The sequence below is a fragment of the Dyella sp. S184 genome (genome assembly GCF_009766065.1).
Taxonomy (GTDB): domain Bacteria; phylum Pseudomonadota; class Gammaproteobacteria; order Xanthomonadales; family Rhodanobacteraceae; genus Rhodanobacter.
Genome location: NZ_LMUE01000002.1, coordinates 1,473,411 through 1,497,296, shown reverse-complemented (window position 1 = coordinate 1,497,296; position 23,886 = coordinate 1,473,411). Strand labels below are relative to the sequence as shown.

The window sequence follows — 23,886 nt, the reverse complement described above, 5'->3', positions numbered from 1 at the left end:
GTTGATCTCAATCGAGCAGTCGCTTGCCGTATTCGAAATGGTCGCGCCAGTACGGTCCGTCGATATCGTCCAGCCGCACCGTGCCGCCGCTGTTCGGCGCATGCACGAAGCGGCCCTTGCCCACGTACACGCCGACATGGCTGATGCCGCCTCGGCTGCCAAAGAACACGAGGTCGCCACTGGCCAGCTCGGTCATCCGTGACACCTTCAGTCCGCTCATCGCGGCCATTTCGCGCGAGCTGTGCGGCAGCAGGATGTCGGTTGCCTGTCGATAGATGTAATCGACCAGCCCGCTGCAGTCGAAACCACCTGCCGGCGTGTTGCCGCCCCAATGGTAAGGCGTACCGACCAGGGCCATGGCGCGGAACAGCACATCGTTTGCAGCGCCGGCACTGGCAGCCGAAGGTGCGCGGGCCGGCAGATCGGCCAGCGAGGAATGCGAGTCGGTGAAGGTCGGCTCGCGTCGATGCGGGTTGCTGGCGCACGCGGCCAGCAGCAGGAGCGCGGTCACCAGCAACGACTGACGCACGATGCGCCATGGCGAGGGCGTGGACGCGAAGCTGGCAGTGGATTCCAGGCGCATGGAGCAACCTCGGCGTGAGTCGCGCCGAGGTTATCAAATCAATCACTTGTAAGGAAGTCCTGAGAAATTAGACGAATCATTGGATGCAAGCTTTGATCGATCGCGCACTTTTCAGGAGGATTGAAGCAGCGCATGTCTCAAACATGCTGCCGCCACCCCGATGCGCGCAGATCAGCCCGCTACAATTTGCGGATGAATGCTTCGCACAGTGATGTACTGATTCTCGGCGGCGGTGTCATCGGCCTGGCAAGTGCGCTGTACCTGCTCAAGGCGGGTGCCAGCGTACGGGTGCTTGAACAGGGCACGCCAGGTTGCGGCAGTTCGCACGGCAATTGCGGCACGATCACGCCGAGCCATGCACCGCCGTTGGCGATGCCGGGAGTCATCGGCATTGCCCTGCGATCAATGCTGACTGCGGATGCGCCGCTGTATCTCAATCCGCGCTTCGACGGACCGCGGCTGCGCTGGCTGCTGGGTTTCGCGCGACACTGCAATTGGCGTGACTTTGCCCGTGCCACCACCGCACGCGCGGCGATCCTGCAGCGCTCGCGCCAGCTGCTGGCCGAGCTCGTGCGCGACGAGCCGCTCGATTGCGAATTCGTCGAGGAAGGTGACTTGTACGTCTATCGCACGGCAAAGCGGCAAGCGGCGGACGCGCGCGATCACGTCGCCGTGCTGGAGCGTTTGGGCATCGAGGTGCAGCGCTTGCATGGTGAGCAGGTCGAGGCGATGGAGCCGGCACTGAAACCGGGCGTGGTCGGCGGCCTGTTGCATCCCGGCGATGCGCGGCTTCGGCCGGATCGCTATGCGGCTGAACTGGCACGACGCGTGGTCGAGTTGGGCGGTGTGATCGAGACCGGCGCGCGGGTCGAGCGTTTCAGCACCGCCAATGGCCGCATCAGCGACGTGCATACCAACCGCGGCGCCTTCCAGGGCGATCGAGTCGTGATGGCACTCGGCGCTTGGTCGCCGCTGCTGGCGAAGACGTTGGATCTGCGGTTGCCGATGCAGCCAGGCAAGGGTTATTCGCTGACTTATTCGCGCCCGGTACATGCGCCACGCCATGCGCTGGTGCTGCGTGAGGCCTCGGTCTGCGTCACGACCTGGGCCAGCGGTTACCGGCTGGGCAGCACGATGGAGTTTTCCGGTTATGCGGAGGGTCTCAACCGCACCCGCCTCGATGCACTGCGACGCGGCGCTGCCAGTGGCCTGCGTGAGCCCGAAGGTCCCGAATTGCTCGAAGAGTGGTGGGGTTGGCGGCCGATGAGCGTGGACGAAGTGCCGATCATCGGACCTTGCGCACGTTGGTCGAACCTGCTGTTGGCGACTGCGCACGGCATGCTTGGCGTGAGCATGTCGGCGGCGACGGGCGAGCTGGTTGCCTCGATGCTTGGGGGGCCAGCCTCGCCTGTCGACACAGCACCATATGCACCGGCGCGATTCGGGTTGTAGACGATTCGCCTGTAGACAGCGCACTGAAACAAGCATGGCATCGTGGCGAGCGGTTTGACGGCAACTTCGCTTACCGTCAGCTAGCTTCGAGCGAATTCCCAGGGGCGTACCGATGACCGCAAGCCATGACCTGATCGTGCTGGGTGCCGGATCCGGTGGCCTGGCCACCGCTTTTCGTGCCGCTCAGCATGGTGCCCGCGTGGTGTTGCTCGATCCCGCTGCACTGGGTGGCACCTGTGTGCATCGCGGTTGTGTGCCCAAGAAGGCGTTGTGGTTTGCCGCACAGCTGGCGCAGGCACAGCAACTTGCAGTCGAATTTGGTTTTGCCTCGCAACCCGGCTTGCTCGACTGGGAACACTTCCGTGGTTTGCGTCAGCGCTACATCGACGCGATCGATCAACGCTATGCGCAGCGCCTGCAGGAAGCGGGTGTGCAACTGCTCCGTCAGGCCGGACACTTCGTCGCTTCCGATACGATCGAGTTGTCGGACGGCAACCGATTGCAGGCTGCGCAGATCGTGATTGCCACGGGCGCACGGCCACGTCGGCTTGAGTTACCAGGTTTCGAGCTGGGCATGGTCTCTGACGATATATTTGCGCTGCATGCCTTGCCGCGTCGCATCGGCATCGTGGGCGGTGGTTATGTTGCGATGGAATTTGCCGGCCTGCTGCGCGCGCTCGGCAGCGAGGTGGAAGTGCTGGCGCATGGCCCGCTGTTGCAGGGTTTCGATGACGAGCTGGTACAGGCATTGATGCTGCAGATGCAGGCGCATGGCATTCGTTTCAGCTCTCACAGCGCCATCCAGGCCGCGCATCGCACGGACGACGGCATCATGTTGGCCGATGCGTCGACTGCGTCACACGGCCCCTACGACGCCGTGCTATGGGCGGTGGGTCGCGTACCCAATACGGAGGCATTGGCGCTCGACACAGCAGGTGTGCGCACCGGCGATCACGGCCACGTGCTGACCAACACGCGGCAGGACACTAACGTGGCGGGCATCCATGCGTTAGGTGATGTCACCGCACGCAAGGCGCTGACACCGGTGGCGGTCGCCGCCGGTCGGCGGCTAGCGGATCGGTTGTTTGGCGGTCAGCCGGATGCGCAGCTGGACTACGAGAATATCCCCAGCGTGGTCTTTGCCGAGCCGCCACTCGGCATGGTCGGGCTCACCGAAGCGCAGGCCCGCAGCCAATACGGTGATGCCGTCAGGGTTCATTGCAGCCGCTTCACTCCGATGCAGTGGGCGCTGGGCGGCAGGCACGAGCAGAGCCTGATGAAGTTGATCAGCGTGGGCGTCGAGGAGCGGGTGGTCGGCATCCACGCGTTGGGTCCGGGCGTCGATGAAATGCTGCAGGGTTTCGCGGTGGCGCTGAAGCTCGGCCTACGCAAGCGTGACCTGGATGCCACCGTGGCGATTCATCCGACTTCGGCGGAAGAACTGATACTGATGGGGTGAACGCGAGCCCGCGCAAGTAGAATGGCGCGCATGGCCAATTTCACCTTGCAGCGCGGCCGCGTGCCGCTGTTGATCAGCCTGCCGCATGACGGCAGCTTCATTCCCGACGACATCGCCGCACGCATGCACCCGGCGGCGTGCCGCTCGCCGGACACAGACTGGCATGTGGGGCGGCTCTACGAACCACTGGCCGAGGCACTGGGCGCCAGCGTGCTGAAGCCGCTGGCCTCGCGCTACGTGGTTGACTTGAACCGGCCTGCTGATGGTCACGCCCTGTATCCGGGTCAACGCGAGACCGGTCTGGTATCGACCATCGGTTTCGATGGCGAGCCGCTGTATCAAGACGGTGGTTTGCCCGATGCCGCCGAAGTGCAACAGCGGATAAATGACTACTGGCAGCCTTACCATCAGGCCATTTCGCAAGAAATTGCCAGATTGCATGCCGAGCATGGCCGGGTGGTGCTGTGGGAGGGCCACTCCATTCGCAGCCATGTGCCGATGCTGTTCGAGGGCCAGTTGCCGGATTTCAATCTCGGCACGGCATCGGGAGCCAGCTGCGGCACACCACTGCAGGGGCGGCTGCAGGCCTGCCTGGAGTCACAGTCCCGCTTCAGTTTTGCCGTCAACGGACGTTTCAAGGGTGGTTACATCACCCGTCATTACGGCCATCCCGCTGCGGGTGTGCAGGCAATACAGCTGGAGCTGGCGCAGTTCAATTACATGGACGAAGAAAGCTTTGCATATGACGAAGGCCGGGCGGTCGCGGTGCAGGCCTTGATCAGTCAATTGCTGCAGGTCAGTTTGCAATAATCGCAAATTATTGCGTGTGAAATTGACGCGAATCAATGTCAAGAACCAGCGGCCCGGCGACCGTGAAAGTCCCGTGTTCTGTTCAGTCGTCGTACGGCGTTGCTGCTGCTATTGTTGGGTCGTCGCGCCACCCGAGTTGCCGGGTTCCGGCCGGGTTCGCGATACCTAAATTCTCCGAGGCTGAACATATGATGCGTAAACTTGCGATCGCTTCCCTGCTCGTGGCTGGCGTGGCTCTTTCCGGTTCTGTGCTGGCCCAGACTGCTGCAGCTCCGCAGGCCGCCGCGCCTGCTGCAGCCCCGGCTTCCGCCATGGCTGCCCCGGCTGCCGATACTGCCCCGAAGGCAGCTGCCACAACGACGACTCACCACAAAGCGAAGCACAAGAAGGCAGCAGCTCCGGCCGCTGCCAGCACGGCTGGCTGATAGTCAGTTCGGTTGTTGTGAATCGAAACCCCGCCGGTATGCCGGCGGGGTTTTTCATGGGCGATGCATGGTGTGAATGACCGAGCCGACGACTCAGCGTGTGGCTGCCGGCAGCGCCGCAATACACTTCAGTTCGATCGCGATCAGCGTCGGCAACGCGCTGATGCCCAGCGTGGTGCGGCAGGCGTCGACGCCCACGAAATACTCGGCATACAGCCGGTTGTAGGTCGCGAAATCCCGCTGCATGTCGGTCAGGAATACGGTGACATCGACCAAGTCAGCCCACGCTGCGCCACTGGCTGTCAGCACCGCGCGCACATTGGCGAAGACCTGGCGGCATTGCGCTTCGAAGTCGTAGGCGACCAGCTGGCCGTGCTCGTCGCAGACATTCCCGGGAATCGCGTTGCTGCCGGGCTGGCGCGGGCCGACGCCAGACAGGAACAGCAGGTCGCCGACGCGTCGCGCGTGCGGGTAGGCGCCGACGGGCGCAGGGGCGGCGTCGGTGCGAATGATCCCACTCATGGCCGATACGCTGCCGGTAGCCGCACCAATCGCTGCAGGGCGTTTTCGTAGGCGGGCTCCAGCGCGTCGCGCGAGTCGACGTGCATGTTCAGATCGCTCATGTGGCCATTGTCGAGGCTGTAACACCACGCGTGTACCGCGAGTTTCTGGCCGCGTTCCCAGGCGTCCATCACCACCGTGGTGCGGCAGGTATTGGTCACCTGCTCGATCGCGTTGAGCTCGCACAGGCGGGTGTTGCGCAACGACATCAGGTCCAGTGAAGCGAGCAGTGAGGAATGCTTTTCCGCCACGTCGCCGACATGTCGCAGCCAGTTGTCGACCAGGCCAAGCCGGCGCTCGTCCAGTACGGCCTGGATGCCGCCGCAGCCGTAATGGCCGACGATGATGATGTGCTCGACTTTGAGGATGTCCACCGCGAACTGGATCGCGCTGAGGCAATTGAGGTCACTGTGCGAGACCACGTTGGCCACGTTGCGTTGCACGAAGATCTCGCCTGGCGGCAGGTCGACGATCTGGGTGGCTGGCACGCGTGAGTCGGAACAGCCGATCCACAGATATTTCGGCGACTGCTGCTTCGCCAGATGCTCGAAGAAATGCGGGTCTTCCGCATGCCTGGCAGCAGACCAGCGGCGGTTGCCATCAAGCAGTTCTTGCAGGGGACTGGTCACGGTTGGGTACTCGTCGATGCGACTTGCGCCGCGGGGTGGATCAAAAGCATCTGATTAGGTAACACCTGATCAATAGCGGATGCAGATGTTTTTCGGCTCGGTGAAAAAGTGCAACGCATCACTGCCGCCCTCGCGGCCAAGTCCGGATTGCTTGGCGCCGCCGAACGGCGTGCGCAGGTCGCGCAGCAGCCAGCAGTTGATCCAGACGATACCGAACTCGAGCTGGGCGGCGAACCGGTGCGCACGCGAAAGGTCCTGCGTCCATAGCGAGGCGGCGAGGCCATAGCGGCTGTCGTTGGCGATCGCCAGCGCTTCGTCCTCGTCCTCGAACGGGATCAGGCTGACCACCGGGCCGAAGATTTCCTGCTGGTTGGTCTGCGCGGAGTACGGCAGTCCGTCGATGACTGTGGGCGCGATGAACCAGCCTTCGGCGCAGCGGCCAGGTACGCTGACCGCATGGCCGCCGCAGAGTACGCGACCACCCTCGGCCCGGGCCTGTTCGATGCAGCCGATCACTTTGTCAAAGTGCACTTTCGAGACCATCGCCCCAAGGTCGTTGCCGGCATCATCCGGGTCGCCGACCCGTAGCGCCTGCACCCGTGCAAGGTAACGTTCGCGGAAGGTTTCGTAGATCGAGCGCTGCACCAGCAGGCGCGAACCGCACAGGCAGATTTCACCCTGGTTGGCGAAACCCGAGCGCACGATGGTGTCCAGGTTCGCATCGGAAAGATCGGCATCGGCGAACACGATCGCCGGATTCTTGCCGCCCATCTCCAGCGAGAGTTTCTTGAATTTTTTGGCAGCACCGTCGGCGATCTGTGCACCCGTGGTGGTGCTGCCGGTGAAGGAGATCGCCTTCACCCGCGCATGCTCCACGATCGCGTGGCCCACCGTCGGACCACGACCTTGGACGATGTTCAACACGCCAGGTGGAAAACCTGCCGCGATGCTCAGTTCGCCGAGCAGCGCGGCCGTGCAGGGCGTCACTTCCGATGGCTTGGCGACCACCGTGTTACCCGCGGCCAGTGCCGGCGCGATTTTCCAGGTGAACAGGTACAGCGGCAGGTTCCATGGACTGATGCAGCCGACCACGCCAAGCGGCTGATGCAAGGTGTAGTTGATGGCGCCGGTGCCCGTGGCGCCGGTTTCCATCGCGTGCGACTCGCTGCCCCAGGTCATGATCGCGGCGGCAAAATGGCGCAGGTTGCTGATCGCGCGCGGGATGTCGAGCTTGCGTGCGAGGCTCAGCGGCTTGCCGCTGTCGCGTGACTCCAGTGCCGCGAACTCCTCCAGCCTCGCCTCGATCAGGTCGGCCAGTTGCTGCAGCAATTGCGCGCGCTGTTCAATCGGGGTGTTGGCCCAGCCGGCGGCGGCTCGGCTGGCGGCGACGACGGCGGCATCGACATCGTCGGCGCTGGAATCGGGGCAGTGCGCGAACACGGCGCCGGCGGCCGGCTCATGCACATCGAGCCATGCGTCGTGCTGTGGCGCCTGCAGGCGACCGTCGATCAGATTGGCTAGGCGCAGGATGGGCATCTGCACAAGCTTAAAACCAGCGTGTGGCAAATGCACCGGACGCCGGTGTATGCGTGACGCCGGCGTGGGATGCCAGGCTCAACTCAGCGCCCGCGTCCGCCCGCCATCCACCGCGATGCTGACGCCGTTGACGTAGGCCGCCGCCGGCGTGCACAGGAACGCGATGACCGCCGCGATTTCGCCTGCTTCGGCGAAGCGTCGAGCCGGCACGGTGGCCAGCATGCCCTGGGCAACCTCATCTTCGCTGCGGCCGCTGGCGGCGGCTTGTGCGGCAAGCAGGCCATCGAGGCGTTGGGTGCGGGTATAACCGGGCAGCACGTTGTTGACGGTGATGCCATCCGCAGCGAGTTCCGCAGACAGGGTCTTGGCCCAGCCGGCGACGGCGGCGCGTACGGTGTTAGAGACGCCCAGTCCGGCGATCGGCTCCTTCACCGAGGTGGAGATCACGTTGACGATGCGGCCGTAGCCGCTGGTGCGCATGCCCGGCAGCAGCGCCTGCAGCAGGGTCTGGCCAGCGAGCAGGTGCTGGCGGAATGCCATTTCGAACGCGGCTGGTGTCGCTGCGTACGCGGGGCCGCCGGGCGGCCCCCCGGTATTGTTGATCAGGATATGTACGGGCTGACTTGCGGCCAGTTCGTTGGCGACGGACTGCAGACTGGCGGTATCCAGCATGTCGACACTGCGCCAGTCATGCTGCTGGCTGGCATGCGCTCGCGGCAGACTCGCGGCGATGCTGCTGAGCTTGTCAGCCGAACGCGCCAGCAGGGTGACATTCGCGCCCAGTTCGGCCAGTTCGATCGCACTGGCGCGGCCGATGCCTTGCGACGCGCCGCAGACCAGTGCGTGGCGCCCACTCAGATCCAGTTGCATGCGGCTCTCTCCGGTCGGTTGTTCAGTGCAACAGCAGGCGCATCGCCAGTGCGGCGAGCCAGCATAGCCAGCCTAGCCACGGACTGTAGCGCCATATGCGTTGCCAGCCGTTGATACTCGCATCATCCAGAGCAGCCAGCGCGGGTGAGCGCAACGCATGTTGCATGCGAACCCAGGTGCGGAAGGCGCTTGCTTTGCCGTGTTCCGGTTCGGCAATGATCTTCCAGTGTTGCGGATAGCGACTGCGCATCAAGGCGGCGATCCGGAACTGTGCCAGGTAGGACAGCACAAACAGGCCGATGCCAGCGAGCAGCAAAGCGAGATAAAGGATGATCATCAGGGATTGCTGTTGTTACTGGTGCTGCTGCCACTGCTGCCACTGCCGCCACTGCTGGAGCTGGAGCTGTTGCTTGCGTTGCTGGTGCTCGCTTTGCTGTTGTCATTGATCCAGGGGAGCGGTATCGCCGTGCGCAAGGTGTTGAGTACGCCATCGCCTTGCGCCGCCTTTTTGCAGACGGAACTGTCCACGGCCTTGGCGTAAGCCTTGTTCATCATGCCGACCCAGAGCGTGCCATCCGGGCCGTGCGGCACGCTGAAGCTGCCAGTGGCGTCGAGACTGGCCGGGGTCGCGGCTACGGTATTGGAGGTGGTGGAAAACGTTGTCGGCGACTGTTCCCAGTAGGTCTTGCCCGACTGTTGCGCAGCGGAGCTGTAGACCAGCAGGTAACGTGCCTTGTCACTGCTGACCTCGAGGCTGCCCAGGGCGCCGCTGGTTTCATCGCTCCAGCCCATGTGTTCGCACAGGTCGATGTTGTCAGTGCGGATCGGCTGGAAGCCGGCATCCAGCAGCACAATGGTGGGCGCAAACAGGTAGCTGGAGCGCAGCCAGCGGCCATTCAATTCCGATTTCATGGCTACCCGATATGGCAGCTTGACGTCGGTCGGCAGGCGGAACGCGAGGAAATAACTGTGCGTGCCGTCGAGGTTGGCGACCATGCTGCCGTTGCCCATCGTGAACTTCTGCGGCTGCCACGGCAGCATGTTCTGATAGGAGAAATCCGCGAAGCTGCTACAGCAGGGCGACGCCTGTTGCAGCTGCTGTTTGGCCTTTTTCAGGGCGGCAGCGGGATCTTCCGTCGGTGGCCGAAGATTCGGTGGAATCAGCATTTTCGCGCTGTGGCAACCAGTCAGCAGAACAGCGAAGGCCAGAGCGCAGATGAGGGCGGAAAATCGATGCGACATTGCGGGCAGGGTACTCAGAATTCGGCTGTTCCAGCAGCACGGGGGAAGGGGATGGCATCGCGGATGTTGGACAGCCCGCACACGTAGACCAGCAGGCGCTCGAAGCCAAGGCCGAAGCCGGCATGCGGCACCGTGCCATAACGACGCAGGTCGCGGTACCAGCCATAAGTCACGGGGTCGAGGCTGAACTGGGCCATGCGGCGGTCGAGATAGTCCAGCCGCTCTTCGCGTTGCGCACCACCGATGATCTCGCCAATGCCCGGCGCCAGCACGTCCATCGCCGCAACGGTCTTTTCGTCATCGTTCAAACGCATGTAGAACGCCTTGATCGCCTCGGGGTAGTTCATTACGACCACCGGACGGCCGATATGTTTCTCGGCAAGGTAACGCTCGTGTTCAGTTTGCAGGTCGATGCCCCAGGCCACCGGGTAGTCGAACTTCTGCCCGGACTTCTGCAGGATCGTGATCGCGTCGGTGTAGTCGATGCGCTCGAATGGCTGCGCGATGAACGCCTCCAGGCGGCTGATCGCATCGGGCTGCACGCGTTCGGCGAAGAACGCCATGTCGTCGGCACGCTCGTCCAGCACCGCCTTGAAGATGGCCTTGAGGAAGGCTTCGGCGCAGTCCGCATTGGCGGTGAGGTCGGCAAACGCGATCTCCGGCTCGACCATCCAGAACTCGGCCAGGTGGCGCGGCGTGTTGGAGTTCTCCGCGCGGAAAGTCGGACCGAAGGTGTAGACCTTGCTCATCGCCAGGCAATAGGCCTCGACGTTGAGCTGGCCGGACACGGTGAGGAACGCTTCGCGGCCGAAGAAATCCTTGCGGAAGTCGATCTTGCCCTTGTCGTCGCGCGGCAGGTTGGCCAGGTCCAGCGTGGACAGGCGGAACATGTCGCCGGCACCCTCGGCATCCGAGGTGGTGATGATCGGCGTGTTGATCCAGAAGAACCCTTGCTCGGTGAGGTGGCGGTGGATCGCCATCATCATCGTGTGGCGCACCCGGGTCACCGCGCCGAACAGGTTGGTGCGCGGGCGCAGGTGGGCGACCTCGCGCAGGAACTCCATCGAGTGCTGCTTGGGCTGGATCGGGTAGGTTTCCGGATCGTCGACCAGGCCGGTGACGATCACCTCGTCGGCCTGCAGCTCGAAGCTCTGGCCCTTGCCCTGCGATGGCACCAGGGTGCCGGAGACGATCACGCCGGCGCCGGCGGTGAGATGCAGTACTTCGCTGTGGTAGTTGCCCAGCGTGGCCGGCACCACCGCCTGGATCGGGTCGAAGCAGGAGCCGTCGGTGACATTGACGAAGGACAGGCCAGCCTTGGAATCGCGGCGTGTGCGCACCCAGCCGCGCACGGTCACCGTGCTGCCGGCTTCGAGCTTGCCGGATAAAGCCTGCTTCACACTTGCCACTGTCATGAATTGAAACTCCTGCTGGAGCGCCGCATATCGACGCATGAGTCGTTGATGAAGGGCGCGCGCAGACAAAACGCGCGCGCAAGACCTCCATGATAATGTAGCTGTTGCCCGCACTGCGACTTCCCGGGCCATTAAACGAGGTTGGATCCACCCGCCATGAGCATCAGCATCACCCCCGCCGCCAACGAACGCATGCGCCATTTCCTGGCAGCCACCCCGGCAGCAGCCGGCGTGCGCTTCGGCGTCAAGCGCACCGGCTGCTCCGGATTCGCCTATGTGGTGGATCTGGCGGATGCCGTCGGTGAGGGCGACCGGCTGGTCGACGTGGACGGTGTGCCGCTGATCGTCAACGACAAGAACCTGGCCCTGGTTGAGGGTACGGTGATCGACTTCCAGCGCCAGGGCCTCAACGCCAGCTTCGTGTTCCACAATCCCAATGCCACCGGCGAATGTGGCTGCGGCGAGAGCTTCACGGTCGGCTGAGCCTTTGCTTTCAGTCACTTGCGCGAAACCCCTGCGACATCCTACAATTCCGCTTCTGTCCATGCCCGAAAGGTTATGGATGGGCACTTGCCTCACCGCATCGGCGGGAGGCTGCAAGGCCGCAAGGCCGCATCCACAAGGAGTCAAACCACAATGACCCTGCGTCATTACGAAGTTGTGTTCATGGTCCACCCTGACCAGAGCGAGCAGGTTCCGGCGATGCTCGAGCGCTACAAGGCGCTGATCGAGACCGACGGCGGCAAGATTCACCGTCTGGAAGATTGGGGCCGTCGTCAGCTGGCCTATCCGATCGTGAACCTGGCCAAGGCACATTACGTGCTGCTCAACATCGAAGTGAGCCAGAACGCGCTGAACGAGCTTGAGTCGGGTTTCCGCTTCAACGACGCGGTGCTGCGCCATCTGGTCGTGCGCCGTGACGAAGCCGACACCGAGCCGTCCTTCATCCTGAAGTCGAAGGAAAAGGATGACGCCAAGTCCTCGCGTCGCCGCGACGACGATGACGGCGACGGTGAAGGCGAGGGCCGCCCGCGTGGGCGTGACCGCGACGACCGCGACAACGATCGCGACAGCGACGACCGATAAGGAATCCAGACCATGTCCAAGTTTTTCCGCCGCCGCAAATTCTGCCGCTTCACTGCCGAAGACGTGAAGGAGATCGACTACAAGGATCTCAACACCCTGCGTCAGTACGTCACCGAGAACGGCAAGATCGTGCCGAGCCGCATCACCGGTACCAAGGCGCGCTACCAGCGTCAGCTGGCCACCGCGATAAAGCGCGCACGCTTCCTTTCGCTGCTGCCTTACACCGACAACCACGACGTCTGATCGTGACTGACCGCAGCCTTGGTGCTGCGGTCAGTGGTTTCGCCCGGCCTGGCCGGGCGAAACCTCGGACATCCTTCGGACAACCGTCCTCTGGCTGCGTCGGGCCACACCGGCGCTAACGAAAAGGAATCAACATGGAACTCATTCTTCTGCAGAAAGTCCGCAACCTCGGCACGCTTGGCGACAAGGTCAACGTGAAGCCGGGCTACGGCCGCAATTTCCTCCTGCCGCAGGGCAAGGCCGTACGCGTCAATGCCGCCAACCTGGCTGCGTTCGAACAGCGTCGCGCCGAATACGAAGCCAAGGCCAACACCGCATTGACTGATGCCGAGGCACGCAAGGCCAAGCTGGCCGATGTGTCGGTGACGATCTCCGCGCATTCCAGTGCGGAAGGCAAGCTGTTCGGTTCGGTGGGTCCGCGTGATATCGCCGAGGCGCTGGCTGCCGCCGGTCACACCGTCCACAAGGGCGAAGTGATCCTGGGTGAAGGCCCGCTGCGTCACACCGGTGAATTCGACGTGGCGATCCACCTGCATGCCGACGTGCACACCAGCGTCAAGGTGATCGTGGTCAGCGACAAGAGCGACAAGTAAGCCATACGCCATCCATGCGATGGAAACCGACAGGCGCCGCGAGGCGCCTGTTTGTTTTTTGAGGAACAGGTTGCGGGCAACGACGGCCGCAACGCTCTTCGCCGTGCCACCTTATCCCCATCAACCCACAGCTTATCCACAGAGTTATTGTCTCGACGGGTGAGACGCCACCGCGCATGATGTGTCGGTGTGACCAGTCGTGGGTTGTCGGCGCGCCGCCTGCTGGTCGTGAGGCAATCTTCCCTGAGGTAAATCGATGTCCTTCGTGCCCGAGCGCAAATCCTCATCTCCTGCCATCGAGGCATTGCGGATACCACCGCATTCCATCGATGCCGAACAGGCGGTGCTCGGTGGCCTGATGCTGGCGCCGGATGCGCTCGACAAGGTGGCCGACCGGCTGGCCGAGGGTGACTTCTATCGCAAGGATCACCGCCTGATCTGGCGCGCGATCAACGAGCTGGCGAACAAGGGCATGCCGTGCGACGCGGTGACCTTGGGCGACTGGTTCGAGACCAACGGCCTGGCCGAGATGGTCGGCGGTGCCGGCTACCTGATCGAGCTGGCCAACAGCACGCCGAGTGCCGCGAACATCGGCGCGTATGCCGAGATCGTGCGCGAGAAGTCGGTGATGCGCCAGCTGATCGATGCCGGCACCTCGATCACCGAGGATGGCTACCGGCCCGAAGGCAAGAGCGTGCAGGAGGTACTGGAAAGCGCCGAGCAGCGCGTGTTCCACATCGCCGAATCCGGTGCGCGCGGCAAGAAGGATTCGGTCTCGATGCGCGAGGCGGTGAAGGATGCCTTCCGCCTGCTGCACGAACGCTACCAGAACCGTGGCCAGCTCACCGGCATCACCACCGGCTTCACCGACCTGGACAACCTCACCTCCGGCCTGCAGCCGTCGGACCTGATCATCGTCGCGGCGCGCCCGTCGATGGGCAAGACCGCGTTCGCGCTGAACATCGCCGAGACCGCCGCGATTCGCAGCAAGAAGGCGGTGGTAGTGTTCTCGATGGAAATGTCCGCCTCGCAGCTGGCGTTCCGCCTGATCTCCTCGGTCGGGCGCATCCACCAGCAGCACCTGCGCAACGGTGACCTGCAGGAAGAGGACTGGCCGCGAGTCTCCAACGCCATCTCGATCCTGTCCGAGGCGAAGATCTTCATCGACGACACGCCCAGCCTGTCGCCGGTGGAGCTGCGCTCGCGCTCGCGCCGGCTGCACCGCGAACATGGTGGCCTGGGCCTGATCGTGATCGATTACCTGCAGCTGATGCAGGTGCCCGGGAACAAGGAGAATCGCGCCACCGAAATTTCAGAAATTTCGCGTTCACTCAAGGGCCTCGCCAAGGAGTTGAACGTGCCGGTGATCGCCCTCTCGCAGTTGAACCGCTCGCTGGAACAGCGTGCCGACAAGCGTCCGATGATGTCCGACCTGCGCGAATCCGGCGCGATCGAGCAGGACGCCGACGTGATCATGTTCATCTACCGCGACGACTACTACAACAAGGAATCGCCGGACAAGGGCATGGCCGAAATCATCATCGGCAAGCAGCGTAACGGTCCCACGGATACCTGCAAGCTGACCTTCCTCGGCCACTACACCAAGTTCGAGAATTACGCGACGGATTCCTTCGTCGGGTCGTTCGATTGATGACAGGCTCACGTTCACGATGAGCCGCACCACCGTCGCCACCATCCATCTTGGCGCACTGCGCCACAACCTCGCGCGCATCAAGGCACTCGCCGCACCGGCCAAGGTGATGGCCGTGGTCAAGGCCGATGCCTACGGGCATGGGCTGGAGCGGGTTGCCCGCGCGCTGGATGACGAGGCCGATGCGTTTGCGGTGGCTGCGCTCGGCGATGGCCTGCGCCTGCGTGCGGCGGGACACCGGCAACGCATCGTGGTGTTGTCCGGCCCGGACAATGCCAGCGACATCGCCGAAATGCAGCGGCTGCAACTGGATGCGGCGATCCATCACGATGCACAACTGCAGTGGCTGGCACAGGCGTCATCAACCCGTGGCCGCTTGCGTGTATGGCTGAAAGTCGACAGCGGCATGCATCGGCTCGGCTTTGCACCGGAGCGTGTGGCTGAGGTGCATGCTCAGCTTGCAGTGATGCCTGGCATCGATCCCGAAATCGGCCTGCTCACGCATTTCTCCGATTCCGAAGTATTCGACGGTACGCAGACGCCGCGGCAAATCGCCCGCTTCGCCGAAGCCACGCGCGACCTGCCGGGGCCGCGTTCGCTGTCCAATTCCGCGGCTGTGCTCGGCTGGCCTGACGCGCGTGCCGACTGGGTGCGCACGGGCGGCCTGCTGTATGGACTGTCGGTGGTGGATGGCAAGACCGGCGCTGACTTCGGTTTTCGTCCGGCGATGACTTTGAGTACGCGTTTGATTGCAATCAATTCGATCAAGCGTGGCGAGCGGATTGGCTACAACGGCACCTGGACCTGTCCGGAAGACATGCTGGTCGGTGTCGCTGCCGTCGGCTACGGCGACGGTTATCCGCGCAGCGCGGCGGCCGGTACGTCGGTACTGGTGGGCGATCAGCGCGTGCCGCTGATCGGTCGCGTCTCGATGGACCTGATCACGCTCGACTTGCGCGAAGCGCCGCGAGCAAAGGTTGGCGATCGCGTGACCCTGTGGGGGCCAGAGCTGCCGGTGGAAATCATCGCCGCACAGGCCGGCACGATCTCCTATGACCTCACTTGCGGCATGACCCGCCGCGTGCTGTTCGTCGAAGACGAAAGCTGATTGGGGCGCTGTAGAGGGCGAGTGCTGACAGCGTCATGCGCCGAAGCGTCTCGCGATTTGCGATGACGGCAGGCTAAGCTCACGGTCATTACAGCCTTCCAGCCGGAAATCCACATGGCCAAAGCCAAGACCGCCTATGTCTGCACCGAGTGCGGCGCCGAGCACAGCAAGTGGCAGGGGCAGTGTATCGAGTGCGGGGTGTGGAATACGCTCAGCGCGATCGTACTGACGCCAGCATCGGCGACGAATGCGTCGATGAATGCGCAACGTTCCAATTACGCCGGCAATGCGGCCGGCGCGGCACGCATTACCCCGCTAACCGCCGTGGCGCTGACGACCGAGGCACGCACGCTGACCGGCATTGGCGAGCTGGATCGGGTCCTCGGTGGTGGCCTGGTGCAAGGCTCGGTGGTACTGATCGGCGGTGATCCGGGTATCGGCAAATCGACCTTGCTGTTGCAGATGCTTGGCACGCTGGGTGCGCATCTACCCAGCGTGTACGTCACCGGCGAGGAATCGTTGTCGCAAGTGGCTTCGCGCGCACAGCGCCTGGGCCTGCCGCTGGAGCCGCTGCAGGCGCTGGCGGAAACCTGCATCGAGCGGATTCTCGAGCAGGCGATGGCGACCCGTCCGCGGGTATTGGTGATCGATTCGATCCAGACGATCTGGACCGAGCTGCTGGCCGCGGCGCCTGGTTCGGTTAGCCAGGTGCGCGAATCCGCAGCCAAACTCACCCGCTTCGCCAAAGAGACCGGCACCTCGGTGTTCCTGGTTGGCCATGTCACCAAGGACGGCGGCATCGCCGGCCCGCGCGTGCTCGAGCACATGGTCGATGCGGTGCTGTATTTCGAGGGCGAATCCGGTAGCCGCTTCCGCATCCTGCGTGCGTTCAAGAACCGCTTCGGCGCGGTGAACGAGCTGGGCGTGTTTGCGATGTCGGACAAGGGACTGCGCGAAGTACCGAATCCCTCGGCGATCTTCCTGTCGGCACATAGCGGGCCGACCTCGGGTAGTGCCGTGATGGTCACCCGCGAAGGCACCCGCCCGCTGCTTGTCGAGGTGCAGGCGCTGGTCGATCAGTCTTCGCTGGGCAACCCGCGCCGCGTCGCGCTGGGCCTGGAACAGAACCGCCTGGCCATGCTGCTCGCCGTGCTGCACCGGCATGGTGGTGTGGCCGCGTACGATCAGGACGTGTTCGTCAATGTGGTCGGCGGCATCCGCGTGCAGGAGACCGCGGCGGATTTGCCGGTGCTGTTGGCGGTGTTGTCGTCCCTGCGCGACCGGCCGCTGCCGGAGCAGACCATCGCGTTCGGCGAGGTTGGCTTGTCCGGCGAGATCCGCCCCGTGCCGAACGGCGAGGAACGCCTGAAGGAAGCTGCCACGCACGGCTTCAAGCGCGCGATCGTGCCGAAGGCGAATGCACCGAAAAAAGGCCGCGTCGGCGAGATGGAAGTGATTGGCGTGGAACGATTGGCGGAAGCGATCGACGCCTGTCGTTGAGTGCCGGCGCGGCGCTCAGCCCACCGGGCGATGCAGGATCAGCTCTAGCACGAACTTCGAGCCGAAGAACGCCAGCACAAGGGTAGCCATGCCGATCAGCGTGAGGTTGACCGCACGCTGGCCGCGCCAGCCGTGCCGCCAGCGGCCATAGAGCAGGACGCCAAACACCAGCCACGCCACGATCGACAGGATCGTCTTGTGTGCGAGGTGCTGGCCAAACAGGTTGTCGACAAACAGAGCGCCGGTGAGCAGGGTCAGCGTCAGCAGCAGGAATCCGGCACCGATCAGTCGGAACAGCAGGGTTTCGGTCAATGTCAGCGGCGGAAGCGCACGCAGCCATGGGCCAAACTGGCGGTGGCGCAAGGCGCGCTCCTGCACGGCAAGCAGGATTGCCAGCACGGTCGCGATCGACAGCACGCTGAACGCGATCAGCGCCACCGTGACATGCAGCTTGATCTGCCAGTCCATCGTCAGCGGCAATGTCGGCGGTGCCAGGAAGCTGTCTACCGCAACCAGTAGCGCGGTGAGCGGAAATACGATCACGCCGAGTGCCGCGACCGGGCGCGAAATATTCACCAGCAAGGTCAGCGTCGACACCACGAAGGCGACCAGCGACAGCGCGGCGAAGAAGTGCAGGTCCAGTGCGCCGCGATGCATGCCGAGCAGGATGCCGGCATGGATCAGTACCGCACAGCCGGCGAGGCTCAGCGCCAGCCGATTCAGCGGCTGGCCACCGCTCAGTAGCGGGCGCGCCAGGCCGCCCGCGGCAGCGAGGTAGAGCACGATGGCGAGCAGGGCGAAGACGTGGATGACCATAGCCGCGGAGTGTCGCACAGGCTCCGCCGGGCGTGCATGCGGAGCAGGCCGCTTGGTCCGCTATAATCGAATACTTTCCTGTACGCCGGTCCCGTCATGTTCGAGTCGCTCAGCCAACGTCTTTCCACCACCGTCAATCGCCTGCGCGGCCGCGGCCGGCTGACCGAGGAGAACATCCGCGAATCGTTGCGCGAGGTGCGCATCGCGTTGCTTGAGGCCGACGTGGCGCTGCCGGTGGTACAGGCGCTGATCCAGCGGATCAAGGTGCGCGCGGTTGGTCAGGATGTGATGAAGAGCCTGTCGCCGGGTCAGGCGCTGGTGAAGGTGGTCAGCGATGAACTGACCGTGGTGATGGGTACCGCCAACACCGAACTGAACCTGGCCCAGACACCGCCGGCGGTGGTGCTGATGGCTGGCCTGCAGGGCGCCGGCAAGACCACCACGGTGGCCAAGCTGGCGCGGCTGCTGACCGAGCGCAAGAAGAAAAAGGTGATGGTGGTCAGCTGCGACGTCTATCGTCCGGCGGCGATCGAGCAGTTGCGCACGCTGGCCGAACAGGTCGGGGTGAAGTTCTTCCCGTCCGAGGCGGGGCAGGATCCGGTCGCCATCGCCAAGGCGGCTGTTGCCGCGGCCCGCCGCGAAGTGGTCGATGTGCTGATTGTCGATACCGCCGGCCGCCTGCACGTGGACGAGGCGATGATGGCCGAGATCAAGGCACTGCATGTCGCGATCACGCCGGTCGAAACGCTGTTCGTGGTCGATTCGATGACCGGCCAGGACGCCGCCAACACCGCCAAGGCGTTCAGCGAGGCGCTGCCGCTGACCGGCGTGATCCTGACCAAGACCGACGGCGATGCCCGCGGCGGTGCTGCATTGTCGGTGCGTTATGTCACGGGAAAGCCGATCAAGTTCCTCGGCGCCGGCGAGAAGACCGATGCGCTGGAGCCGTTCCACCCGGATCGCCTGGCACAGCGCATCCTCGGCATGGGCGACGTGCTGTCGCTGGTCGAGGAAGTCGAGCGCAAGGTCGACCAGGAGAAGGCGCAAAAGCTGGCCCAGAAGGTGATGAAGGGCAAGCGCTTCGACCTGAACGACATGAAGGATCAGCTCGAGCAGATGAGCAACATGGGCGGTCTGGCTGGCCTGATGGACAAGCTGCCGGGCGTGGGCAACCTGCCGGACAGCGTCAAGTCCAAGGTCAACGACGGCGAGATGAGCCGGATGGTCGCGATCATCAATTCGATGACCAAGAAGGAACGCCGCCATCCTGATCTGCTGAACGGTTCGCGCCGTGCACGCGTGGCGCGTGGTTCAGGTACCCAGCCGGCCGACGTCAATCGCCTGCTGAAGCAGTACATGCAGATGGAAAAGATGATGTCCAAGTTGTCCAAGGGTGGCAGCAAAGGCCTGATGCGGCAGATGCGCGGTGCCATGAAGGGCATGGGTGGGATGGGCGGCATGGGCGGTTTGCCGCCGCCGCGCTGAAGGCAAGGAACGAGTGGAAAGGAGTGAGAAACGAGTGGAAGCCAGCCCTGACACCCCTCTCTCGTTTCTTACTCCTCCTCTCCTCACTTCTCGCCCTGGGCCTTCCCTTTTCCCGAAAAACCGCTAAAATGCCCCGTTTACCGCGCACGTCTCTCGTGTGCCTGCCGCTCATTCGGCAATTCTGGAGTTTTACCATGGTCAAGATTCGTCTTTCGCGCGGTGGCGCCAAGGGCCGTCCGTTCTACCACGTCGTCGTGACCGATCAGCGCAGCAAGCGCGACGGCCGCAACATCGAGAACATCGGCTACTACAACCCGGTTGCGTCGGGCAAGGACAAGCGCCTTGAGCTGAACGTCGACCGCGTCAAGGAATGGGTAAGCAAGGGCGCCCAGCTGACCGATAAGGTCGCCGCGCTGGTCAAGGAAGCTGGCAAGCAGCAGGCTGCCTGAGTACGGTACTTATGAGTGCCGCTGCAGCCAGTCGACGGGTCCTGATCGGGCGCATCGTCGGGCTGTACGGTGTGCAGGGCTGGCTCAAGATCGAATCCTGGGCTGAACCGCGCATGCGGATCTTCGACTACCAGCCGTGGCTGCTCACTGCAGCGCCGGGTGTGGAGACGCAGATCTCGGGAGTGAAAGGTCGTGCACAAGGCAAGGGCATGGTGGCCCAATTGCCTGGAGTGGACGACCGGGAACAGGCGGCAGCGCTGATCGGCCAAGACATCTATGTCACCCGTGACCAGTTGCCCCCTCCCGCGAAAGATGAGTATTACTGGGTCGATCTCGAAGGAGTTGAGGTCGTCACCACGGAAGACGTGAAGCTGGGGCGGGTCAGTCACCTGTTCGCCACCGGTGCCAACGACGTCGTGGTAGTGAGGGACGGCGAGCGCGAGCGGCTGATTCCTTTCATCCAGGGCTCGTATGTGCGTTCGGTGGACTTGTCCGCAGGGCGCATGGTGGTGGACTGGGATCCTGAATTCTGACGTTGCATCGCATCGCGACAAAGGGTTGAGGATTCATGCGCATTGACGTAGTCACCTTGTTTCCGGACTTCGTGCGCCAGTGTGCTGCCGTCGGTGTGGTGGGACGCGCACAGCAACGCGAGTTGCTGCAGGTGGAAACCTGGAATCCGCGCGATTACGCCACGGACAAGCACCGCACCGTGGACGCCAGCTCGTATGGAGGCGGCCCCGGCATGGTGATGATGATTGAACCGTTGCGCACGACCCTGGTGGCCATGCGTGATGCTGCACCGGAGCCGGTGCATGTGATTTATCTCAGTCCGCAGGGAGCGCGGCTGACGCAGGGACGGGTGGAAGCGCTGGCGAAAAGGCCGCGCATCGCCTTGCTCTGTGGACGTTACGAAGGTGTGGATGAGCGTCTGCTGGCGCACGAGGTCGACGAGGAGCTTTCCATCGGCGATTATGTGTTGTCCGGTGGTGAGTTGGCTGCCGCGGTGATCATCGATGCGGTGGGTCGCTTGCAGGACGGCGCGTTGAACGACGCGCAGTCGGCCGGGCAGGATTCATTCTCGGATGGCCTGCTGGATTGTCCACATTATGCGAAACCGGTGCACGATGCGCTGGGTTCCGTGCCGGAGGTATTGTTGTCCGGTGACCACGCGGCGATTGCCCGCTGGCGCCTGAAGCAATCGCTGGGACGAACCTGGTTGCGGCGTCCCGAGCTGTTGTCACAGCGTGCGCTGGATGCCACATCCCGTGCACTGCTGGATGAATTCCGCCGCGAACACATGCGGCAAAACGATGCGGTCGAGTGACGACCGCAGCTCTTGATTGACATCGATTTACGTGAACCGAACAGGTGCGCCATGAACAAGATCATTGAACAGTTCGAATCCGAGCAGATCACCCGCCAGTTGCCGGAATTCAGCCCCGGCGACACCGTGGTGGTCAACGTGAAGGTGAAGGAAGGCAACCGCGAGCGCGTGCAGGCGTTCGAGGGCATCGTCATCGCCAAGCGCAGCCGCGGCCTGCATTCGGCCTTCACGGTGCGCAAGATTTCGCACGGCACCGGCGTGGAGCGCGTGTTCCAGGCGCACAGCCAGGCGATCGATTCGCTGACCGTGAAGCGCAAGGGCAAGGTACGCGGCGCCAAGCTGTACTACCTGCGTGGTCTGGAAGGCAAGGCAGCGCGCATCAAGGAAGACGTTGCCGCCGCCGCAGCCGCCAAGGCCAATGCGAAGGCCGCTGCTGCTGCAGCTTCAGCCGCCGAGTAAGCTGGGTCGCTGGTTGTTGCAACATAAAAAACCCGCGGAGCGATCCGCGGGTTTTTTGCTGCTGGTCAGTCGAGGATGCGGTTGAGCCGATCTCCCGGTACTTAGTCCAGCCGCTGTGGCACCTGCAGGAAATTGCCCTGCACGAAGTCCACGCCGCAGGCGAACAGCAGTGATGTGCTGTTGGCGTCCTCGACCCATTCGGCGATGGTCTGGCGCTTCAGCTCGCGTGCCTGCTGGCAGATCTCGGCGATCTTCTTCTGGCTGTCCGCGTGCTGCGGCAATTCGGCCATGTAGCTGCGATCGATCTTCAGGTAGTCCGCATCGATGTGGTTGAGCAACTGGAATGAGTTCAGGCCGGAGCCGAACTGCTCCAGCGCAAAACGGCCACCCAGTTTCTTCCAGCCATTGACGAATTCCTGTGCCGGGCGCAGCAGGGTCATCACCTTGCTCTCGGTCATTTCCAGCACGAGCTGGCCGCGCTTGAGGGCCGCCTGGCCGAGCCGCTCAGCCAGCCACGGCAGCAGCGTGTTGTCCTGCAGTGAGGCCGCGGTGATCTTGATGAAGAAGGTGGTCTGCTGGCCCTGGCTTTCGCGCGCCTGCAGCGTACTGATGGCCTTGCCGAGCACCCAGCGATCGATCGCGCAGGTGAGGTTGTGTTTCTCGGCGATCGGCATGAAGAAGCCTGGCAGCACCTCGCCTTGCGGACCATTCATGCGCAGCAGGATTTCCGAGTAGTCGCCTTCGGCATCCTGCAGGCTGATGGTCTGCTGGTGATAGAGCACCAGGTCGTCCTGCGCCAACGCCTTCTGCAGCAGTTCCAGCCAGTAGCGATCGCGCTCCTCGTCAGCCTTTTCGCGTGCGGCGGGATCGTGCAGCTCCACCTTGCTGCCGCCAAGGCTTTGCGCGGTACGCAGGGCCTGGCTGGCCTGATTGAGCAGTAGTTCGGTATTGGCGTTCTTTTCGCCCAGCAGGCTGCCGCCGATACTGGCGGTGACGGTGATCGAACGTGCGCCGGCATCGAAGATTTCGTTGCTTATGCTGTGCTGGAGCTTGGCAATCCATTCCCTGATCGCGTCGTCCTGGCGCGAGTCCAGCACGATACCCAGCGTATGGTCGGCGAGCATGCCGGCGACATCGTCGGCACCCAGCAGCATGCGGATACGACCGGCGAAACCGGCCAGCAACTCATCGGCCTTGCCAATACCGACGCCGGCCACGATCGAGGTCCAGTTGTCGGGTTCGACCAGCAACAAGGACTGGCCCTTGGTGCCCTTTGCCGCCGCCGCCACGGCATGGTCGACGCACTCAAGCATGCGCGCGCGGTTGAACAGGCCGGTGACCGGGTCGCGTTGCAGCTGTTCCAGCACGGCCGGGTCGACCAGTTGGCGGCGAAACACGATTTGCAGACAGGGCTCGCCCTCGAAGGTGGCTGGTGCAAATTCCACGGTGGCATCGAAAAGACTGCCATCGGCGCGACGGGCGCGCAGGGCAAGCTGCGACGGCATTTTTTCCTGGCGTGCATGGCCCCTGAGCAGGGTCTTGAATTCGTCCGCGTTGGCCGGGTCGATCATGTCCAGCACTGGCAGCCCGAGCAGGTCATCGAAATCGTCGTAGCCGAAGGTTTCCAGATAGGCGGTATTGGCGCGCACATACATGCCTTCATGCACGTAGGCAATCGCATCGGTGGAGGAGTCCAGCAAGGCGTCGCAGCGGCGCTCCGATTCTCGCAGCGAGGTTTCCAGCCGGCGTACCTGGCGGCGTGTCTGCAGCGAATCGAATTCGCGCTGCAACACCGCAATCAGCTGCTTCGGCTGGCTGCGCGAAGCAACGCCGCGGGCGCCCTGGACGAACAGATCCGCCACACTCTGATTGTCCATCGTGTGAACCAGGCCGAGCAGTGAGTAATCTCGACCGTACGCATCGAGCACCTTCACTGTTTCGGCAAGGGTGATGGTGGTGACTGCCGGATCGAACATCACAATGTCCGGCTCCAGTTCGTTCACCGCAGCCTGCAGCTGTTCGACCTGGGTGGCACGGGCTGGCCGTATGGCAATGCCGGTATTGCGCAACAGGCTGATGATTTGTTCCGCTTCCTCGAGCGAGCTTTCGACGAAGAGGATCTTGATGACGTAATCTTTTTTCATGGGGCGTTGAGCTGTCCGTTGATCACCGCGGGCTGTATGAGGC

General features: G+C 63.4%; 26 protein-coding genes. 16 read left to right on the top strand and 10 right to left on the bottom strand.

The window, feature by feature from the left end; all coding sequences use genetic code 11:
• Positions 1–7: 7 nt before the first annotated feature.
• On the bottom strand, positions 8–583 hold the full coding sequence (locus GSQ75_RS06540; RefSeq protein WP_158753645.1) for a C40 family peptidase: 576 nt from the start codon (positions 581–583) through the stop codon (positions 8–10).
• A gap of 192 nt (positions 584–775) precedes the next feature.
• Here GSQ75_RS06540 and GSQ75_RS06535 point away from each other — a divergent pair, with 192 nt between their 5' ends.
• From GSQ75_RS06535 to GSQ75_RS06520, 4 genes are all read left to right on the top strand, one after another.
• Entirely contained in the window at positions 776–2,035 is a 1,260-nt protein-coding gene (locus GSQ75_RS06535; protein WP_158753644.1) for an FAD-dependent oxidoreductase, read from the top strand.
• 112 nt (positions 2,036–2,147) lie between these two features.
• Positions 2,148–3,494, top strand: coding sequence for a glutathione-disulfide reductase (gene gorA / locus GSQ75_RS06530; RefSeq protein ID WP_158753643.1), 1,347 nt, complete (start codon positions 2,148–2,150; stop codon positions 3,492–3,494).
• A 30-nt stretch (positions 3,495–3,524) separates the two neighbouring features.
• Entirely contained in the window at positions 3,525–4,304 is a 780-nt protein-coding gene (gene hutG, locus GSQ75_RS06525) for an N-formylglutamate deformylase (RefSeq protein ID WP_158753642.1), read from the top strand.
• Positions 4,305–4,492: 188 nt separating this feature from the next.
• On the top strand, positions 4,493–4,729 hold the full coding sequence (locus GSQ75_RS06520) for a hypothetical protein (RefSeq protein WP_216840617.1): 237 nt from the start codon (positions 4,493–4,495) through the stop codon (positions 4,727–4,729).
• Between the two features lie 93 nt (positions 4,730–4,822).
• On the opposite strand, the gene GSQ75_RS06515 is transcribed toward GSQ75_RS06520, so the two are convergent.
• The 7 genes from GSQ75_RS06515 to asnS form a co-directional block, all read right to left on the bottom strand.
• Positions 4,823–5,251 (bottom strand): Rid family hydrolase, encoded by a 429-nt coding sequence (locus tag GSQ75_RS06515; RefSeq protein WP_158753641.1) that lies wholly within the window; start codon positions 5,249–5,251, stop codon positions 4,823–4,825.
• Positions 5,248–5,907, bottom strand: a complete 660-nt coding sequence (gene can, locus GSQ75_RS06510) for a carbonate dehydratase (protein WP_254058485.1) — start codon at positions 5,905–5,907, stop codon at positions 5,248–5,250. The genes GSQ75_RS06515 and can overlap by 4 nt, the downstream gene beginning before the upstream one ends.
• A gap of 81 nt (positions 5,908–5,988) precedes the next feature.
• Positions 5,989–7,455: an aldehyde dehydrogenase gene (locus GSQ75_RS06505; RefSeq protein ID WP_158753639.1), complete on the bottom strand. Its 1,467-nt coding sequence runs from the start codon at positions 7,453–7,455 to the stop codon at positions 5,989–5,991.
• Between the two features lie 78 nt (positions 7,456–7,533).
• The gene (locus GSQ75_RS06500; protein ID WP_158753638.1) at positions 7,534–8,325 is read right to left on the bottom strand and encodes an SDR family NAD(P)-dependent oxidoreductase; all 792 of its coding nucleotides are present in this window, start codon (positions 8,323–8,325) and stop codon (positions 7,534–7,536) included.
• Positions 8,326–8,347: 22 nt separating this feature from the next.
• Positions 8,348–8,662, bottom strand: a complete 315-nt coding sequence (locus GSQ75_RS06495) for a hypothetical protein (protein ID WP_158753637.1) — start codon at positions 8,660–8,662, stop codon at positions 8,348–8,350.
• Entirely contained in the window at positions 8,662–9,567 is a 906-nt protein-coding gene (locus tag GSQ75_RS06490; protein WP_158753636.1) for a MalM family protein, read from the bottom strand. Before GSQ75_RS06490 ends, GSQ75_RS06495 begins: the two co-directional genes overlap by 1 nt.
• 14 nt (positions 9,568–9,581) lie before the next feature.
• Positions 9,582–10,982, bottom strand: coding sequence for an asparagine--tRNA ligase (asnS, locus tag GSQ75_RS06485; protein ID WP_158753635.1), 1,401 nt, complete (start codon positions 10,980–10,982; stop codon positions 9,582–9,584).
• Between the two features lie 156 nt (positions 10,983–11,138).
• Between asnS and GSQ75_RS06480 the strand changes: the two genes are divergently transcribed.
• The 7 genes from GSQ75_RS06480 (at position 11,139) to radA (ending at position 17,163) form a co-directional block, all read left to right on the top strand.
• Positions 11,139–11,465, top strand: a complete 327-nt coding sequence (locus GSQ75_RS06480; protein ID WP_158753634.1) for an iron-sulfur cluster assembly accessory protein — start codon at positions 11,139–11,141, stop codon at positions 11,463–11,465.
• A gap of 159 nt (positions 11,466–11,624) precedes the next feature.
• Complete coding sequence (gene rpsF, locus GSQ75_RS06475; protein ID WP_254058484.1) at positions 11,625–12,068, top strand: 30S ribosomal protein S6; 444 nt, start codon at positions 11,625–11,627, stop codon at positions 12,066–12,068.
• Positions 12,069–12,080: 12 nt separating this feature from the next.
• A complete protein-coding gene (rpsR, locus tag GSQ75_RS06470) occupies positions 12,081–12,311 on the top strand; it encodes a 30S ribosomal protein S18 (RefSeq protein ID WP_007081973.1) in 231 nt (76 codons plus the stop codon).
• 134 nt (positions 12,312–12,445) lie between these two features.
• Positions 12,446–12,904, top strand: a complete 459-nt coding sequence (rplI, locus tag GSQ75_RS06465) for a 50S ribosomal protein L9 (protein WP_158753632.1) — start codon at positions 12,446–12,448, stop codon at positions 12,902–12,904.
• 256 nt (positions 12,905–13,160) lie between these two features.
• A complete protein-coding gene (locus tag GSQ75_RS06460) occupies positions 13,161–14,555 on the top strand; it encodes a replicative DNA helicase (protein ID WP_158753631.1) in 1,395 nt (464 codons plus the stop codon).
• A 19-nt stretch (positions 14,556–14,574) separates the two neighbouring features.
• Positions 14,575–15,663: an alanine racemase gene (gene alr, locus GSQ75_RS06455; protein WP_158753630.1), complete on the top strand. Its 1,089-nt coding sequence runs from the start codon at positions 14,575–14,577 to the stop codon at positions 15,661–15,663.
• A 114-nt stretch (positions 15,664–15,777) separates the two neighbouring features.
• Positions 15,778–17,163, top strand: coding sequence for a DNA repair protein RadA (gene radA, locus GSQ75_RS06450; RefSeq protein WP_158753629.1), 1,386 nt, complete (start codon positions 15,778–15,780; stop codon positions 17,161–17,163).
• A 15-nt stretch (positions 17,164–17,178) separates the two neighbouring features.
• Here radA and ccsA read toward each other — a convergent pair whose 3' ends face one another.
• Complete coding sequence (gene ccsA, locus GSQ75_RS06445; protein ID WP_158753628.1) at positions 17,179–17,979, bottom strand: cytochrome c biogenesis protein CcsA; 801 nt, start codon at positions 17,977–17,979, stop codon at positions 17,179–17,181.
• A 96-nt stretch (positions 17,980–18,075) separates the two neighbouring features.
• Here ccsA and ffh point away from each other — a divergent pair, with 96 nt between their 5' ends.
• The 5 genes from ffh to rplS all read left to right on the top strand — a co-directional run bounded on the left by ffh (position 18,076) and on the right by rplS (position 21,699).
• Entirely contained in the window at positions 18,076–19,464 is a 1,389-nt protein-coding gene (ffh, locus tag GSQ75_RS06440) for a signal recognition particle protein (RefSeq protein WP_158753627.1), read from the top strand.
• Between the two features lie 194 nt (positions 19,465–19,658).
• Positions 19,659–19,913 carry a 30S ribosomal protein S16 gene (gene rpsP / locus GSQ75_RS06435; RefSeq protein ID WP_158753626.1) on the top strand — a complete coding sequence of 85 codons (255 nt, stop codon included), beginning with the start codon at positions 19,659–19,661 and terminating at the stop codon, positions 19,911–19,913.
• 11 nt (positions 19,914–19,924) lie between these two features.
• On the top strand, positions 19,925–20,446 hold the full coding sequence (rimM, locus tag GSQ75_RS06430) for a ribosome maturation factor RimM (protein WP_158753625.1): 522 nt from the start codon (positions 19,925–19,927) through the stop codon (positions 20,444–20,446).
• Positions 20,447–20,481: 35 nt separating this feature from the next.
• Positions 20,482–21,240 (top strand): tRNA (guanosine(37)-N1)-methyltransferase TrmD, encoded by a 759-nt coding sequence (gene trmD, locus GSQ75_RS06425; protein WP_158753624.1) that lies wholly within the window; start codon positions 20,482–20,484, stop codon positions 21,238–21,240.
• A 51-nt stretch (positions 21,241–21,291) separates the two neighbouring features.
• On the top strand, positions 21,292–21,699 hold the full coding sequence (gene rplS, locus GSQ75_RS06420; protein ID WP_158753623.1) for a 50S ribosomal protein L19: 408 nt from the start codon (positions 21,292–21,294) through the stop codon (positions 21,697–21,699).
• A 101-nt stretch (positions 21,700–21,800) separates the two neighbouring features.
• Here rplS and GSQ75_RS06415 read toward each other — a convergent pair whose 3' ends face one another.
• Positions 21,801–23,843: a GGDEF domain-containing phosphodiesterase gene (locus tag GSQ75_RS06415; protein WP_158753622.1), complete on the bottom strand. Its 2,043-nt coding sequence runs from the start codon at positions 23,841–23,843 to the stop codon at positions 21,801–21,803.
• Between the last annotated feature and the right edge of the window lie 43 nt (positions 23,844–23,886).

Excerpts from the sequence above, each read along its gene's own strand:
- GSQ75_RS06490 (WP_158753636.1), bottom strand. The coding sequence starts at position 9,567 with ATGTCGCATCGATTTTCCGCCCTCATCTGCGCTCTGGCCTTCGCTGTT.
- GSQ75_RS06495 (WP_158753637.1), bottom strand. The coding sequence starts at position 8,662 with ATGATCATCCTTTATCTCGCTTTGCTGCTCGCTGGCATCGGCCTGTTT.
- GSQ75_RS06535 (WP_158753644.1), top strand. The coding sequence starts at position 776 with ATGAATGCTTCGCACAGTGATGTACTGATTCTCGGCGGCGGTGTCATC.
- GSQ75_RS06520 (WP_216840617.1), top strand. The coding sequence starts at position 4,493 with ATGATGCGTAAACTTGCGATCGCTTCCCTGCTCGTGGCTGGCGTGGCT.
- asnS (WP_158753635.1), bottom strand. The coding sequence starts at position 10,982 with ATGACAGTGGCAAGTGTGAAGCAGGCTTTATCCGGCAAGCTCGAAGCC.
- rplS (WP_158753623.1), top strand. The coding sequence starts at position 21,292 with ATGAACAAGATCATTGAACAGTTCGAATCCGAGCAGATCACCCGCCAG.
- radA (WP_158753629.1), top strand. The coding sequence starts at position 15,778 with ATGGCCAAAGCCAAGACCGCCTATGTCTGCACCGAGTGCGGCGCCGAG.
- GSQ75_RS06540 (WP_158753645.1), bottom strand. The coding sequence starts at position 583 with ATGCGCCTGGAATCCACTGCCAGCTTCGCGTCCACGCCCTCGCCATGG.
- alr (WP_158753630.1), top strand. The coding sequence starts at position 14,575 with ATGAGCCGCACCACCGTCGCCACCATCCATCTTGGCGCACTGCGCCAC.
- rimM (WP_158753625.1), top strand. The coding sequence starts at position 19,925 with ATGAGTGCCGCTGCAGCCAGTCGACGGGTCCTGATCGGGCGCATCGTC.
- rplI (WP_158753632.1), top strand. The coding sequence starts at position 12,446 with ATGGAACTCATTCTTCTGCAGAAAGTCCGCAACCTCGGCACGCTTGGC.
- GSQ75_RS06515 (WP_158753641.1), bottom strand. The coding sequence starts at position 5,251 with ATGAGTGGGATCATTCGCACCGACGCCGCCCCTGCGCCCGTCGGCGCC.
- ccsA (WP_158753628.1), bottom strand. The coding sequence starts at position 17,979 with ATGGTCATCCACGTCTTCGCCCTGCTCGCCATCGTGCTCTACCTCGCT.
- rpsR (WP_007081973.1), top strand. The coding sequence starts at position 12,081 with ATGTCCAAGTTTTTCCGCCGCCGCAAATTCTGCCGCTTCACTGCCGAA.
- rpsP (WP_158753626.1), top strand. The coding sequence starts at position 19,659 with ATGGTCAAGATTCGTCTTTCGCGCGGTGGCGCCAAGGGCCGTCCGTTC.
- ffh (WP_158753627.1), top strand. The coding sequence starts at position 18,076 with ATGTTCGAGTCGCTCAGCCAACGTCTTTCCACCACCGTCAATCGCCTG.
- GSQ75_RS06480 (WP_158753634.1), top strand. The coding sequence starts at position 11,139 with ATGAGCATCAGCATCACCCCCGCCGCCAACGAACGCATGCGCCATTTC.
- GSQ75_RS06460 (WP_158753631.1), top strand. The coding sequence starts at position 13,161 with ATGTCCTTCGTGCCCGAGCGCAAATCCTCATCTCCTGCCATCGAGGCA.
- GSQ75_RS06500 (WP_158753638.1), bottom strand. The coding sequence starts at position 8,325 with ATGCAACTGGATCTGAGTGGGCGCCACGCACTGGTCTGCGGCGCGTCG.
- hutG (WP_158753642.1), top strand. The coding sequence starts at position 3,525 with ATGGCCAATTTCACCTTGCAGCGCGGCCGCGTGCCGCTGTTGATCAGC.
- gorA (WP_158753643.1), top strand. The coding sequence starts at position 2,148 with ATGACCGCAAGCCATGACCTGATCGTGCTGGGTGCCGGATCCGGTGGC.
- trmD (WP_158753624.1), top strand. The coding sequence starts at position 20,482 with ATGCGCATTGACGTAGTCACCTTGTTTCCGGACTTCGTGCGCCAGTGT.
- GSQ75_RS06505 (WP_158753639.1), bottom strand. The coding sequence starts at position 7,455 with ATGCCCATCCTGCGCCTAGCCAATCTGATCGACGGTCGCCTGCAGGCG.
- GSQ75_RS06415 (WP_158753622.1), bottom strand. The coding sequence starts at position 23,843 with ATGAAAAAAGATTACGTCATCAAGATCCTCTTCGTCGAAAGCTCGCTC.